Source organism: Isoptericola chiayiensis, from assembly GCF_013149805.1.
In the GTDB taxonomy this organism is placed as follows: domain Bacteria; phylum Actinomycetota; class Actinomycetes; order Actinomycetales; family Cellulomonadaceae; genus Isoptericola; species Isoptericola chiayiensis.
This window is the reverse complement of sequence record NZ_JABEZT010000002.1, coordinates 517,779-531,079: the sequence shown is the minus strand read 5'-3', so window position 1 is coordinate 531,079 and position 13,301 is coordinate 517,779. Positions and strand designations below refer to the sequence as shown.

General features: G+C 73.9%; 12 protein-coding genes. 7 read left to right on the top strand and 5 right to left on the bottom strand.

From position 1 onward, the window contains the following. Positions 1–117 precede the first annotated feature (117 nt). Positions 118–507 (top strand): PleD family two-component system response regulator, encoded by a 390-nt coding sequence (locus HDG68_RS16685; RefSeq protein ID WP_216648002.1) that lies wholly within the window; start codon positions 118–120, stop codon positions 505–507. A gap of 38 nt (positions 508–545) precedes the next feature. Further along, complete coding sequence (gene trpD, locus HDG68_RS05525; protein ID WP_343037443.1) at positions 546–1,610, top strand: anthranilate phosphoribosyltransferase; 1,065 nt, start codon at positions 546–548, stop codon at positions 1,608–1,610. 35 nt (positions 1,611–1,645) lie between these two features. On the opposite strand, the gene HDG68_RS05520 is transcribed toward trpD, so the two are convergent. From HDG68_RS05520 to HDG68_RS05510, 3 genes are read right to left on the bottom strand one after another with little or no spacing between them, the layout of a single operon-like run. Further along, positions 1,646–1,927 carry an Lrp/AsnC family transcriptional regulator gene (locus HDG68_RS05520; RefSeq protein WP_172150030.1) on the bottom strand — a complete coding sequence of 94 codons (282 nt, stop codon included), beginning with the start codon at positions 1,925–1,927 and terminating at the stop codon, positions 1,646–1,648. After that, positions 1,921–3,708 (bottom strand): DEDD exonuclease domain-containing protein, encoded by a 1,788-nt coding sequence (locus HDG68_RS05515; RefSeq protein ID WP_172150028.1) that lies wholly within the window; start codon positions 3,706–3,708, stop codon positions 1,921–1,923. The genes HDG68_RS05520 and HDG68_RS05515 overlap by 7 nt, the downstream gene beginning before the upstream one ends. Positions 3,709–3,760: 52 nt before the next feature. Next, entirely contained in the window at positions 3,761–5,569 is a 1,809-nt protein-coding gene (locus tag HDG68_RS05510) for an AMP-dependent synthetase/ligase (protein WP_172150026.1), read from the bottom strand. Between the two features lie 224 nt (positions 5,570–5,793). Here HDG68_RS05510 and HDG68_RS05505 point away from each other — a divergent pair, with 224 nt between their 5' ends. Then, entirely contained in the window at positions 5,794–6,738 is a 945-nt protein-coding gene (locus tag HDG68_RS05505) for an ROK family glucokinase (RefSeq protein WP_172150024.1), read from the top strand. A gap of 94 nt (positions 6,739–6,832) precedes the next feature. Here HDG68_RS05505 and HDG68_RS05500 read toward each other — a convergent pair whose 3' ends face one another. Continuing rightward, positions 6,833–7,348: a hypothetical protein gene (locus HDG68_RS05500; protein WP_172150022.1), complete on the bottom strand. Its 516-nt coding sequence runs from the start codon at positions 7,346–7,348 to the stop codon at positions 6,833–6,835. Positions 7,349–7,390: 42 nt separating this feature from the next. Between HDG68_RS05500 and HDG68_RS05495 the strand changes: the two genes are divergently transcribed. From HDG68_RS05495 to HDG68_RS05485, 3 genes are all read left to right on the top strand, one after another. Then, a complete protein-coding gene (locus HDG68_RS05495; RefSeq protein WP_246253572.1) occupies positions 7,391–8,155 on the top strand; it encodes a lysophospholipid acyltransferase family protein in 765 nt (254 codons plus the stop codon). 73 nt (positions 8,156–8,228) lie between these two features. Next, positions 8,229–9,455: a pyrophosphate--fructose-6-phosphate 1-phosphotransferase gene (locus HDG68_RS05490; protein WP_172150020.1), complete on the top strand. Its 1,227-nt coding sequence runs from the start codon at positions 8,229–8,231 to the stop codon at positions 9,453–9,455. A gap of 14 nt (positions 9,456–9,469) precedes the next feature. Beyond that, on the top strand, positions 9,470–10,834 hold the full coding sequence (locus tag HDG68_RS05485; RefSeq protein ID WP_172150018.1) for a class II 3-deoxy-7-phosphoheptulonate synthase: 1,365 nt from the start codon (positions 9,470–9,472) through the stop codon (positions 10,832–10,834). Here the strand turns inward: HDG68_RS05485 and pknB are convergent. Next, positions 10,821–12,797 carry a Stk1 family PASTA domain-containing Ser/Thr kinase gene (pknB, locus tag HDG68_RS05480; RefSeq protein ID WP_172150016.1) on the bottom strand — a complete coding sequence of 659 codons (1,977 nt, stop codon included), beginning with the start codon at positions 12,795–12,797 and terminating at the stop codon, positions 10,821–10,823. The two genes, HDG68_RS05485 and pknB, sit on opposite strands and share 14 nt — an antisense overlap. Positions 12,798–12,901: 104 nt before the next feature. On the opposite strand from pknB, the gene HDG68_RS05475 reads away from it, so the two are divergent. Then, the gene (locus tag HDG68_RS05475; RefSeq protein WP_343037442.1) at positions 12,902–13,282 is read left to right on the top strand and encodes an Rv2175c family DNA-binding protein; all 381 of its coding nucleotides are present in this window, start codon (positions 12,902–12,904) and stop codon (positions 13,280–13,282) included. Positions 13,283–13,301: the final 19 nt, after the last annotated feature.

Genomic DNA, 13,301 nt, shown 5'->3' with positions numbered 1-13,301 from the left:
GCACGGCTGTTCGTGACGGAAATCCGGAGAGTGCCACGAAAAGACCACGCCATCGGGCTGACCGAGGTGACGCGCGTGTGCCACGATGCCATCAAACCTCTGCGAAAGGGATGCTCGATGACGACCGGCCCTCGTGTCCTGCTGTACAGCGACGACCGCACCGTGCGCGACCACGTCCGCCTCGCCGTCGGACCCCGTCTCGGCGCGGGTGCGCCGGAGATCGCCTGGACGGAGGCGGCGACCGGACCTGCGGTGACGTCCGCGGTGCGGGCCGGCGGGTTCGACCTGCTGGTCCTGGACGGCGAGGCGGACAAGGCCGGCGGCATGGGCCTGTGCCGGCAGCTGAAGAACGAGGTCTACGCCTGCCCGCCCGTCGTCATCCTCAGCGGCCGACGGGACGACGCCTGGCTCGCGTCCTGGTCGCTGGCCGACGCCGTGGTGCCCCGCCCCCTGGACCCGGTCGAGCTCCAGCGCGCCGTCGCCGAGACGGTGACGCAGAAGATCTAGGCTCCGTCCGCACCTCGACCCGACCACGAAGGAACCCTGTGCCTGCCGACGCCCCTGCCACGCCCACCTGGCCCACCCTGCTCACCACGCTCGTCGCCGGGCACGACCTGGGAGCGCGGGAGACCGCCTGGGCCATGGACCAGGTGATGTCCGGCGAGGTGCCGCCCGCCCGGCTGGCCGGGTTCCTGGTGGCCCTGCGGGCCAAGGGCGAGACCGCCGAGGAGCTGACCGGGCTCGCCGACACGATGCTGCGGCACGCCACCCGGATCGAGGTGCCCGGACCCACGGTCGACCTGGTCGGCACCGGCGGGGACCGGCACCACACCGTCAACATCTCCACGATGGCCGCCGTCGTCGTCGCCGGAGCGGGGCTGCGCGTCGTCAAGCACGGCAACCGGGCGGCGTCGTCGTCGTCCGGGTCGGCCGACGTCCTCGAGGCGCTGGGCGTCCGCCTGGACCAGCCGGCGCCGCGCGTCGCCGAGATCGCCCACGAGGTGGGCATCACCTTCTGCTTCGCGGGGATGTTCCACCCGTCGATGCGGCACGCCGCCACCGCACGCGGTGAGCTCGGCATCGCCACGGCCTTCAACTTCCTGGGGCCCCTGACGAACCCGGCGCAGCCCGGTGCCACCGCCGTCGGGTGCGCCGACGCCCGGATGGCGCCGCTGATGGCCGGGGTGCTGGCGACCCGCGGGACGCGCGCGCTCGTCTTCCGCGGGGACGACGGGCTGGACGAGCTGGCCGCCACCGGCGGCACCACGGTGTGGGAGGTCCGCGCCGGCGAGGTCACCGAGCAGCGGCTCGACGCCGCCCGGGACCTGGGGCTGCGCCCGGTCGAGCTGGAGGACCTGCGCGGCGGGGACGCGGCCCACAACGCCGAGGTGGCGCGGGCGGTCCTCACGGGCCGGGAGCGCGGCGCCGTCCGGGAGACGGTCCTGCTCAACGCCGCGGCCGCCATCGTCGCCGACGGCACCTCGGAGGGGACCGGGGACGGTCCGCTCGTCGACCGCCTGGCCGCCGGGTTGCGTCATGCCGCACGCAGCGTGGACGACGGCGGTGCCGGCCGGGTGCTCGACGCCTGGGTCGGCGCGACACAGGCGTAGGAGCGGCCCGGGCGCAGGCGGCCCGGGCGGCGCGGTCAGTCGTCGAGACCGAGCGCGAACGCCTGCTCGAGGTCGAGCTTGGAGTAGGCGCGGAACGCGATGAGCGTCTCGGTGCGCAGCACGCCGGGCACCTTGCTGATGCCGTTCGCGATGACGTCGGAGAGCTGGTCGTGCTCGCGCACGCGGACCATGGCGACGAGGTCCGCCTTGCCCGTGACGGAGTAGACCTCGCTGACGCCGTCCAGGTCGGTGATCCTGGCCGCGACCTCGGGGATCTGGTCGGCGGCGGTGTCGATGAGGACGATCGAGGTCAGCATGCCGCCATGCTAGCGGCGTCGTGCTGCTCCGCACCCTGCTCGGTGCCGGTGACCGCCTGCGCCACCGACGCCGCGACGTCGTCCAGGTCGGCGTGCGCGACGGCGGAGCGGACGGGGCACGTCCAGGGATCCGTGGCGTGCACGAGCCGCACCCCGGGCTGCTCCAGCCAGTCGAGCACGAGCGCGGCCTCCTCGGGGTGGCAGGCGGGCGCGGGCGGCACCGGTGCCTCGACGACCTCGGCGGTGGCCTGCAGCGCGTCGACCACGGGCAGCGGGTCCTCGCCAGGGCCGGTGACCGCGGTCGCGGCGAGGCGTCCGTACCGGACCACGACGAGCTCCCAGCCGCCCGACGACGTCGCCCGCGCCGCGACGAGCTCCGCGCACCGGCTGAGCGGGTCGAGGCGCTGGGCGCGGGCCGCGGCGCGGACGAACGCCCGCAGCCGGCCGGTGACCTGCCCGGCCTCCTCGTACCGTTCCTGCGCGGCGAGTCGGGCGACGCGGGCGGCGAGACTCCGTACCACCGGTGCCGGGTCGCCGGTGAGCGCGGACGTCGCGGCGGCCGCCACCCGGGCGTAGGTCTCGTCGGGACCGTCGGTAGCCGTGCAGGGTGCCGAGCACCGGTCCAGACCGGCCAGCGCGCAGGGGCTGCGTGGCGTCGTCGTCACCACGGGCAGGCGCTGGGTGCACTGGCGCAGGTCGAGCGCGTCGTGCAGGGCTGCGACGGCGTCCTGGGCGGTGCGTCGGGAGGTGAAGGGGCCGATGTGCGGTGCGTCGCCGCGCACGTCGGCCACGACGGACAGGCGTGGGTAGGCCTCGTCGGTCAGGCGCACCCAGCTCTGCCGCTCCGGGTGCTTGGACCGCCGGTTGTAGCGCGGGGCGTGCTCGGCGATGAGCCGGAGCTCGCGGATTTGCGCCTCGAGGGGCGTCGCGCACACCACGGGTGTCACGGCACCGGCGATCCGCACCATCTCGCTCATCCGCTTGCGCTTCTCGGCGGCGGTGAAGTAGCTGCGGACCCGTTTGCGGATGTTGGTCGACGTGCCGACGTACAGCACCTCGTCGTCCGGGCCGCGGAAGAGGTAGACGCCCGGGGCCTCGGGCAGCCCGTCGGCGAGCGTGGCCTTGCGCCGCACCTCGGGGGGCACCGGGTCGGAGGCCGTGGCGAGGTCCTCCAGGTGGGTGACGCCCAGCGGTGCGAGCCGTTCGAGGAGGCCGTGCAGGACGTCGACGGTGGCGCGGGCGTCGGCCAGCGCACGGTGCTCGGGCGACGTCGTCGCCCGGAACAGGCCCGCGAGCGTGGACAGCTTGTGGTTGCGCGCCTCGTCGCGGGTGACGACGCGCCGGGCCAGGGGGAGGGTGTCGACGACGGCGAAGCCCGGCCAGGGGTAGCCGAGCTCGGCGCAGGCGGCACGCAGGAAGCCGACGTCGAACGGCGCGTTGTGGGCGACGAGGACGGTGTCCCGGGCGAACTCGAGGAAGCTCGGCAGCACCAGGTCGATCTGCGGGGCGGTGGCGACCATGGCGCTGGTGATGCCGGTCAGCCGCGCGACGAACGCCGGGACGGGCCGCCCGGGGTCCACGAGGGTCTGGAACTCGCCGAGCACCTCGCCGCCGCGGACCTTGACCGCGCCGATCTCGGTGATGCCGGCGTCGTCGGCGCGGCTGCCCGTGGTCTCGAGGTCGACGACGACGAAGGTGACGTCCCGCAGCGGGGTGCCGAGGTCGGCGAAGGACGGCTGCACGGCCGTCGGCGGGTGCGCTGCGCCGGAGGGGGACGACATGGCCGGGACGGTATCGGCTGCTACCGACACCGTCCCGGCCGTGGACCGCGGGTCAGTGCGGGCTCTTCGTGGAGTCCCCGGCGTAGAGCGCGTCGACGTCGGCGGCGTAGTCGTCCAGCACGACGTTGCGCTTCACCTTGAGCGACGGCGTCAGGTAGCCGTTCTCGACGGTGAGGTCCTCGGACAGGATCGAGAACTTGCGGATGGACTCGGCCCGGGACACGGCCTCGTTGGCGCGGGTGACGGCGGCGTCGAGCGCGGCGAGCACGTCGGTGTCGGTCCGTGCCTGCTCCATGGTGAGCTCCGGCTTGTCGTGCATCTTGCACCAGCCGGGCAGGCCCTCGGGGTCGAGGCTGATCAGCGCGCCGATGAAGGGGCGGTTGTCGCCGACGACGACGCACTGGCTGACCAGGGCGTGCGCGCGGATGCGGTCCTCGAGCATCGCGGGCGCGACGTTCTTGCCGCCGGCGGTCACGATGATCTCCTTCTTGCGGCCGGTGATCGACAGGAAGCCGTCGTCGTCGAGCGCGCCGAGGTCGCCGGTGCGGAACCAGCCGTCGTCGAACGACTCGGCCGTGGCCTCCGGGTTGTCGTGGTAACCGCGGAAGACCTGGATGCCCTGCAGGAGGATCTCGCCGTCCTCGGCGATCTTGACGCCGCAGCCCGGCAGCTGCAGGCCGACGGTGCCGATGCGGTTGGCCTCGGGGCGGTTGACGCAGGTCGGTGCCGTGGACTCGGTGAGCCCGTAGCCCTCGAGGATCGTCAGCCCGAGACCGCGGAAGAAGTGGCCGAGCCGCTCGCCGAGGGGGCCGCCGCCGGAGACGGCGTATCGTGCCTGGCCGCCGAGGGCGTCGAGGAGCTTGCCGTACACGAGCTTGCCGGCGATCTTGTGCTGCAGGTTCAGCCAGAACGACGGGCCACCCGTGTCCTGGGCGCGGGACCACTCGATGGCGGTGGCGCTCGCCCAGTGGAAGATCTTCAGCTTGCCGCCGGCCGCGGCCTTCTGCTCGGCCGAGTTGTAGACCTTCTCGAAGACGCGCGGCACGGCCAGGACGTAGGTGGGCTTGAACGAGCCCAGGCCCTCGGTGACGGTCTTGACGTCCGGCCAGGTGCCGAGGACGGTGCCGCCGGCGACGGCGAGCACCTCGATGAACCGGGCGAAGACGTGGGCCAGCGGCAGGAACAGCAGGGTGCGTCCGCCGGCGGCGAAGACCTCGGGGATCGCCGCGACCGCGTTGGTGGACAGCGAGGCGAAGTTGCCGTGGGTGAGCTCGGCGCCCTTGGGGCGACCGGTGGTGCCGGAGGTGTAGATGATCGTGGCGACGTCGTCCAGGCCGGCCAGCGCGCGGCGGCGCTCGATCTCGGCGTCGTCGACGTCGGCGCCGGCGGCCGTGAGCTCGGCGATGGCGCCGTCGTCGATCGAGAGCACCTCGCGCACCGACGGGGCGGCGGCGCGGGCCCGCTCGACGACGGCGACCAGCTCGGCGTTCTCGGCCACGACGACCGTGACCCCGGCGTCCGAGGCGATCCACTCGACCTGGTCGGCCGACGAGGTCTCGTAGATCGGCACGGGCACGGCGCCGGCGGCCCAGGTGGCGAAGTCCAGCAGCGTCCACTCGTAGCGGGTGTGGGACATGATCCCGACGGGTTCGCCCGGCTGGACGCCCTTGGCGACCAGACCCTTGGCGACGGCCACCACCTGGGCGTCGAAGTCCGTCCCGCTGACGGCGTCCCACCGTCCGTCCACGTACCGCTCGACGACGGTCCCGGACGGGTCCTTGCGGATGCGGTCGGTGAGGACGTCGTTGAGGTTCGACGTCGGGGACAGCTCCACGAGCTGCGGGGTGGTGATCTCGTCCATGCTGACTCCAGTGGCAGGTCGGTCGTCGCGGTCACGATACCCGGTCGCAGACCTGTTCAGAACCACCCGAACGCGACGGGACGAGACGGTGCGTGCGGGCCGCCGTGGTGTCGGTAGGCTGTCTCCCGGCGCGCGCCGAGCGCGCTCCCACCTGCGTCGGCGCGGCAGCTCTCCGCTCCGATGTCGTCCGTGAGCATCCCGAGTTCGAACGTGAGGTCTGACGCATGCACGCCATCGGAGTCGACATCGGCGGGACCAAGATCGCCGTCGGCGTCGTGGACGAGGCCGGCAACATCCTGGCCCAGGTCCGGCGGGACACCGCCGCCGACGACGTCGCCGGCATCGACCGGGCGATCGCGGACGCCTGCACCGAGCTCGTCGCCGAGCACGAGGTCGGGGCGATCGGCCTGGCCGCGGCGGGGTTCGTGAGCCCGGACCGCACGTCGGTGCAGTTCGCGCCCAACATCGCCTGGCGCGACTACCCGCTGGCCCAGAAGGTGTCCGAGCTGATCGACGTCGACGTGCCGGTCGTGGTCGAGAACGACGCGAACGCCGCCGGGTGGGCCGAGTTCCGGTTCGGGGCGGCCCACGAGGCGACGGACATGGTCATGCTAACGATCGGCACCGGGCTGGGCGGGGCCGTCGTCGTCGGCGGGTCGCTGGTGCGCGGCAAGTGGGGCGTGGCCGCCGAGCTGGGGCACATGCGGGTGGTGCCGGGAGGGCACTACTGCGGCTGCGGGCACGAGGGGTGCTGGGAGCAGTACGCGTCGGGCTCGGCGCTGGAGCGCGACGCCCGGCACGCGGCGATCGCGCACCCGCGCCGGGCGGCGCGGCTCGTCGAGCTCGCGGGCGGCGACGCCGAGGCGATCTCGGGCCCCGACGTGACGCGCGCGGCCCAGGAGGGCGACGAGCTCGCCGTCGAGCTGCTCGCGACGCTGGGCCGGTGGATCGGCGAGGGCGCGGCGAGCGTCGCCGCGGTCCTGGACCCGGAGCTGTTCGTGATCGGCGGGGGAGTGGGCGCGGCCGGCGACCTGCTGCTCCTGCCGCTGCGCAAGGCCTACACGGCCGAGCTCTCGGCGCTGGGACACCGGCCCGAGGCGCAGATCGAGCTGGCCCAGCACGGCAACGAGGCGGGGATCGTGGGCGCCGCGGACCTCGCGCGGCGCTGACGGTGCGGCGCTCGGCGATGGTCCGCACGCGCCGCCCGTACCGTCCGGCGGCCGCCCCGGCGCACGCTCCGGCGCCCGGCGGTGCCCGGACCCGTCAGACGACGGCGCCGGGGTCGTGGTCGTCGGGGTCGCGCCGGTGGGGCATCCGCCAGAGCAGCACGGCGACCGCGGCCAGGAACGCGCCGCCCGCGGCGGGTCCGAGCCAGCCGGGCACCGACAGCGACGACAGCATCGCGCGCAGCACCACGCCGAGGACGGTCAGCACCGGGACGGCCACGACGACCGTCCAGGCGAGCGTCAGCAGCGGGTCGCGGTGGGCGACCGGCTCGGGTTCCGGCGGGACGAAGTGCTCCTCGGCCTCCTCGAGGGCCTCGACCTCGGGGGAGGCGGGCCAGTCCCGCGGTCCGACGGCGCGGGGCTCAGCGTCGGGCCCCTGGTCGGGTCCCGTGTCGGGTCCCGGGGTGGCGGGGTCGGGCGTGACCGGCGCCGCCGTGATGCTGCGTTCGGACTCCTCGACGTCGCCGAGGCGTGCGACGATGTCGGACCAGCGGGCGTCGACGTCGGCGTCCGGGAGGTCGTCGGGGTCCGCATCCCGGTTCGATGGAGCCATGGGAGCAGTCTATTGTCACCGGCGGCGTCGCGAGGAGGACCGTTGTTCTACTGGGTGATGAAGCACGTGCTGGCCGGGCCGTTCCTCCGGCTCGCCTTCCGCCCCTGGACCCGGGGCGTGGAGAACGTGCCCGACTCGGGTGGCGCCATCCTCGCCGGCAACCACCTGGCCGTCATCGACTCCTTCGTGCTGCCGATCGTCCTGGACCGGCAGGTCAAGTTCCTCGGCAAGTCCGACTACTTCACCGGCCGCGGCCTGCGGGGCCGTCTGGTGGCGGGCTTCATGCGGGGCGTGGGCACGATCCCGGTGGACCGGTCCGGTGGCCGGGCCAGCGAGGCCGCGCTGCGCACCGGGTTGCGGGTGCTGTCCGAGGGCGACCTGTTCGGCATCTACCCGGAGGGCACCCGGAGCCCCGACGGCCGCCTCTACCGCGGCAAGACGGGCGTCGCCCGGCTGGCGCTGGAGTCCGGGGCGCCGGTGGTGCCGGTGGCGATGATCGGGACCGCCGAGTCCCAGCCGCTGGGACGGACCGTCCCGAAGCCGATGCGGATCGGTGTGGTCCTGGGCGAGCCGCTGGACTTCAGCCGCTACCGCGGCATGGAGCACGACCGGTTCGTGCTGCGCGCCGTCACGGACGAGATCATGTACGCGATCCTGCGCCTCAGCGAGCAGGAGTACGTCGACGTGTACGCGGCGACCGCCAAGGCCCGCATCGCCCAGGGCCTGCCGGTGGACACCACGCCGTCGTCCGGCCCGTCCGGGTCGACGCCGCCGGCCGCGCCCGACCCGGAGACGCCTACCGGCTGAGACGGCGCCACGGCCACGCGCGGGGCCTCATAGGATGGGTGGGCAGTCATCCCCCAACGAGAGGTTTGCCCTCATGTCGGTCCGTCGCGTGGCCCTGCTGACCGCAGGTGGTTTCGCCCCGTGCCTGTCCTCCGCCGTCGGCGGTCTCATCGAGCGCTACACCGAGCTCGACCCGTCGATCGAGATCATCGCGTACCAGTACGGCTACCACGGTCTGCTGACCGGCACGAAGATCGAGATCGACGCCGAGGGGCGTCGCCAGGCCGGCATCCTGCACCGCTTCGGCGGTTCGCCGATCGGCAACTCGCGCGTCAAGCTCACCAACGCCGCCGACTGCGTCAAGCGTGGTCTGGTCGCCGAGGGGCAGGACCCGCTGCACGTGGCCGCGGAGCAGCTCAAGGCCGACGGCGTCGACGTGCTGCACACGATCGGCGGCGACGACACCAACACCACCGCGGCCGACCTCGCCGCCTACCTGCACGAGAACGACTACGAGCTCACCGTGGTCGGACTGCCCAAGACGATCGACAACGACGTGGTGCCGATCCGGCAGTCGCTCGGGGCGTGGACCGCCGCCGAGGAGGCCGCCGGGTTCGCCGCGAACGTCATCGGCGAGCACCGGTCGGGCCCGCGCATGCTCATCGTGCACGAGGTCATGGGCCGGCACTGCGGGTGGCTGACGGCCGCGGCGGCCGCGGAGTACCGCAAGTGGCTGGACGCGCAGGAGTTCGCGCCCGCCCTCGGGCTGACCCGGGAGCGATGGGACGTGCACGCGGTGTTCCTGCCGGAGCTGTCCATCGACATCGACGCCGAGGCCGAGCGCCTCAAGGGCGTCATGGACACCCACGGCAACGTCAACATCTTCCTGTCCGAGGGTGCCGGCATGCACGAGATCGTCGCGCAGCTCGAGGCCGCGGGCGAGGAGGTCCAGCGCGACCCGTTCGGGCACGTCAAGCTCGACACGATCAACCCCGGCCAGTGGTTCGCGCAGCAGTTCGCCGAGAAGCTGGGCGCCGAGAAGGTCATGGTCCAGAAGTCCGGCTACTACTCGCGTGCGGCGGCCGCGAACGCCGAGGACCTGCGCCTCATCAAGTCGATGACGGACCTGGCCGTCGAGTGCGCGCTGCGCGGCGAGCCCGGCGTCATCGGGCACGACGAGGAGGACGAGGACAAGCTCAAGGCGATCGCGTTCCCGCGGATCGCCGGCGGCAAGGCGTTCGACGTCCACCAGGAGTGGTTCGGCGAGCTGCTGGCCGACCTCGGCCAGCCGCTGGTGCCCGCCCAGCCCGCCGAGCACTGAGCCGGTAGGGCACCATGAGCACCGCCGTCGACTCCGTCGCGCCCGGGACCGACCCGGAGGGCCTGGACCGCTTTCGCTCCCTGGAGGCGCTCCAGCAACCCACCTGGCCGGACGCGGGGGCGCTCGCCGACGTCGCCGCCCGGCTGTCGGTGGCGGCGCCGCTCGTGGTGCCCGCCGAGGCGGACACGCTCACCGAACGCCTCGCCGCGGCCGGGCGCGGCGAGGCGTTCCTGCTGCAGGGCGGCGACTGCGCGGAGACGTTCGCCGACGCGAACGCGACGCGCATCCGCAACAAGGTCCGCACCATCCTGCAGATGGCCGTGGTGCTGACCCACGGGGCGAGCACCCCCGTGGTCAAGATGGGCCGCCTGGCCGGGCAGTACGCCAAGCCGCGCTCGTCGGACACCGAGACGCGCGACGGCGTGACCCTGCCGTGCTACCGCGGCGACATGGTCAACGGGCACGCGTTCACGCCCGAGTCCCGCATCCCGGATCCGCGCCGCCTGGAAGAGGCCTACCGGATCTCCACGGCGACCGCCAACGTGGTGCGCGGCTTCACCCAGGGCGGCTACGCCGACCTGCGCCGGGTGCACGAGTGGAACCGCGGGTTCATGCTGAACCCCGCGTACGCGCGCTACGAGCGCACCGCCACGGAGATCGACCGCGCGATCCGCTTCATGGACGCGTGCGGCGCCGACTTCGACGCGCTGCGCACGGTGGAGTTCTTCCTCAGCCACGAGGCGCTGATCCTCGACTACGAGCGGGCGCTCACGCGCGTCGACGCCAGGTCCGGGCGGCCCTACGGCACGAGCGCCCACTTCCTGTGGATCGGGGAGCGGACCCGGCAGCTCGACGGCGCCCACGTGGAGTTCCTGTCGCGGGTGGCGAACCCGATCGGCGTCAAGCTCGGTCCGACCACCGCGCCCGACGACGCGATCGCCCTGGCGCGGCGGCTCAACCCGGACAACACCCCCGGGCGGCTGACGTTCATCACCCGCATGGGTGCCGGCAGGCTGCGCGAGGTGCTGCCGGAGGTCGTCGCGAAGGTCACCGCCGCCGACGTGGCGGTGACGTGGGTGACCGACCCCATGCACGGCAACACGATCACCTCGGACAGCGGGTTCAAGACCCGACGGTTCACCGACGTCCTGGACGAGGTGACGGGATTCTTCGAGGTGCACCGCGAGCTCGGGACGGTGCCCGGGGGCCTGCACATGGAGCTCACCGGCGACGACGTGACCGAGGTGCTCGGCGGCAGCGAGGAGATCTCCGACGCCGGCCTGGCGGAGCGGTACGAGACGCTCGTGGACCCGCGTCTGAACCACCAGCAGTCGCTGGAGACGGCCTTCCAGGTGGCGGAGATGCTCACCAGACGGTGAGCGTCACCGTCGAGCCCTGCAGCGCGGTGCCCGTGGTGTCCTGGAACCGCACGGTGTCGAGCAGGCCGCCGAGGTAGCGGTTCACCTCGACCACGAACCCGGCCTCCTCGAGCGCGTCGGTGGCCTCCTGCGTCGACATGCCCTCGACGTCGGGCACCTCGACCTCCGGCGGGCCCGCGGACAGCGTCAGCGTGACCGTGTCGGTGCGGTGCGCCGCGGTGCCCTGCTCGGGGTCCTGCGTCAGGACGTGCCCCTCCGGGGTGCCGGTCGCGTGCTCGGGGTCGGTGTACTCGACCTCCAGGCCGACGCCCGCGAGGTCCTCCTCGGCCTGGTCGCCGTCCACCCCGACGACCTGCGGGACGCGGACGGGTGCGGGGCCGTCGGACACGGTGATCCGGACGACGGTGTCGTGCCGCTGCGTGGACCCCTCGGGCACGGACATCTCGACGACCTCGCCCTCGGGGGCCCGGTCGTCATAGGCGGTGCGCGGCGTCGCGACCGTGAACCCGGTGTCCTCCAGCGCGGCGGTCGCGTCCTGCGCCGTGGCCCCGAGCAGGTCCTCCGGCACGGTGAGCAGCTGCACGCCGAGGGAGACCACCAGCTCCACGGTGCCGTCGGTGCGCACGCGCTCGCCGGGGGCCGGCGCGCTGGTCACGACGTCGCCGGCCGGGACCTCGTCGTCGTACGTCTCGCTCGTGGTGGTCTCCAGGCCGTGGCCCGACAGCGTCTCCTGCGCCGCCCGGAGCTCGACGCCGGCGAGGTCGTCGGGGACGGTCGTCCACGCCCCCGGGCCCTCCGTGTACCACCACCAGGTGCCGACGCCGCCGCCGGCGAGGAGCAGGACGACGACCAGCAGCCCGGCGACCACGCGGCGTCGCCGGCGGCGGCGCGGCGGCCGGCTGCCGGAGCCCAGCTCTGTGGTGGGGTCGGTGACGACGTGCTCGGTGAGATGGCCGGCGGAGACCTCGGTGAAGAAGGCCGCCGGGATCTCGTCGACGGCGTCGGCCGACCCGCCGGCGGCGTCCGCGGAACCGGCGTCGTCGAGGTCGTCGGCGGGTGACGCCGGCTCGGACGACGCCGGAGGCTCGGCGGCGCGGACGAGGACCTCGTCGTCGAGCGCGGTGCGGACGGCACGGACGGCGACGAGGGCGGCGGCCGCGTGCGGGGGGCGGCCCTCGGGGTCGCGGGCGGTGAACAGGGCGATCAGGTCGTCGATCTGGGCGGGCAGCCAGCCGACGCGCTCGGACGGCGTCGGCAGGTCCTCGTGGACGTGGTGGAACGCGACCTGGATGGGGGTCTCGCCCGGGTAGGGCAGCGTGCCGGTCAGCATCTCGGAGAGCAGCACGCCCACGGCGTAGACGTCGGTGGCGGGGGTGCAGCCGCCGGTGGTGATCACCTCGGGGGCGAGGTAGGCGACCGTGCCCAGGATGGTCCCGGTGGTGGTCGTGGTGACCTCGGTGACCGCGCGGGCGAGCCCGAAGTCGGCGACCTTGACCGCGCCGTCCTCGTCGAGCAGGACGTTCTCCGGCTTGACGTCGCGGTGGACGAGGCCGACGCGGTGCGCGGCGGCGAGGGCGGCCAGCGTCTGGGCCGCCACGTCGAGCGCCCGCCCGACGGTGAGCGGCCCGTCGTGCAGGGCGCCGCGCAGGTTGGAGCCGGCGACGTACTCCATGGTGAGGTAGCTCAGGTCGCCGTCGACGCCCTGGTCGAAGACCGCGACGACGCCGGGGTGGGAGAGCCGCGCCGAGGACCGGGCCTCGCGCCGGAACCGGGAGACGAACCGGCCGCCGTCGACCCCCTCGGCGAGGTGCGGGTGCATGATCTTCAGGGCGACGTCGCGGTCGAGGCGGCGGTCCCGGGCCCGGTACACGGTCGCCATGCCGCCACGGGCGACGCGCGCGACGATCTCGTACCGACCGCCCACCAGGCGGCCGAGCATCGCGTCCGTCGTCGTGGTGGCCACGGGCCCGAGTTTAAGCGGCGCGTCGCGCGGGGGCCCGCAGGCATGGCCGGGCCCGGCCCGGGACGGCCGGCGCCGGGTCGCTGCGGCGCGGCTAGGCTGGTGCGGTGAGCACCGCGGAGAACAGCACCCTGGACGACCTGATCGACGACTGGCTGACCCTGCCCGACGTCGCCGAGCAGCTCGGCGTCGAGGTGGGTGCGGTCCGCGGGCTCGTGGACTCCCGCCACCTGATCGGCGTCAAGCGGGGCCCGCGCACCACGTTCCAGGTGCCGGCGGCGTTCCTCGTCGAGGGGCCCGACGGCGCACCCCACGTCGTCGAGACGCTGCGCGGCACCGTGATGCTCCTGGGCGACGCCGGGTTCAGCGACGGCGAGGCGCTGCAGTGGCTGTTCACGCCGGAGGAGTCGCTGGACGCGCGTCCCGTCGACGCGCTGCGCGCGGGGCGCCGTGCCCAGGTGCGCCGCGTGGCCCAGGCGCTGGCCTGACGGACCGCTGCTCGGGCCG

Bases quoted from the DNA above. Each gene is read 5' to 3' on its own strand.
- HDG68_RS16685 (WP_216648002.1), top strand. From the start codon at position 118: ATGACGACCGGCCCTCGTGTCCTGCTGTACAGCGACGACCGCACCGTG.
- HDG68_RS05520 (WP_172150030.1), bottom strand. From the start codon at position 1,927: ATGCTGACCTCGATCGTCCTCATCGACACCGCCGCCGACCAGATCCCC.
- HDG68_RS05515 (WP_172150028.1), bottom strand. From the start codon at position 3,708: ATGTCGTCCCCCTCCGGCGCAGCGCACCCGCCGACGGCCGTGCAGCCG.
- HDG68_RS05510 (WP_172150026.1), bottom strand. From the start codon at position 5,569: ATGGACGAGATCACCACCCCGCAGCTCGTGGAGCTGTCCCCGACGTCG.
- HDG68_RS05505 (WP_172150024.1), top strand. From the start codon at position 5,794: ATGCACGCCATCGGAGTCGACATCGGCGGGACCAAGATCGCCGTCGGC.
- HDG68_RS05500 (WP_172150022.1), bottom strand. From the start codon at position 7,348: ATGGCTCCATCGAACCGGGATGCGGACCCCGACGACCTCCCGGACGCC.
- HDG68_RS05490 (WP_172150020.1), top strand. From the start codon at position 8,229: ATGTCGGTCCGTCGCGTGGCCCTGCTGACCGCAGGTGGTTTCGCCCCG.
- HDG68_RS05485 (WP_172150018.1), top strand. From the start codon at position 9,470: ATGAGCACCGCCGTCGACTCCGTCGCGCCCGGGACCGACCCGGAGGGC.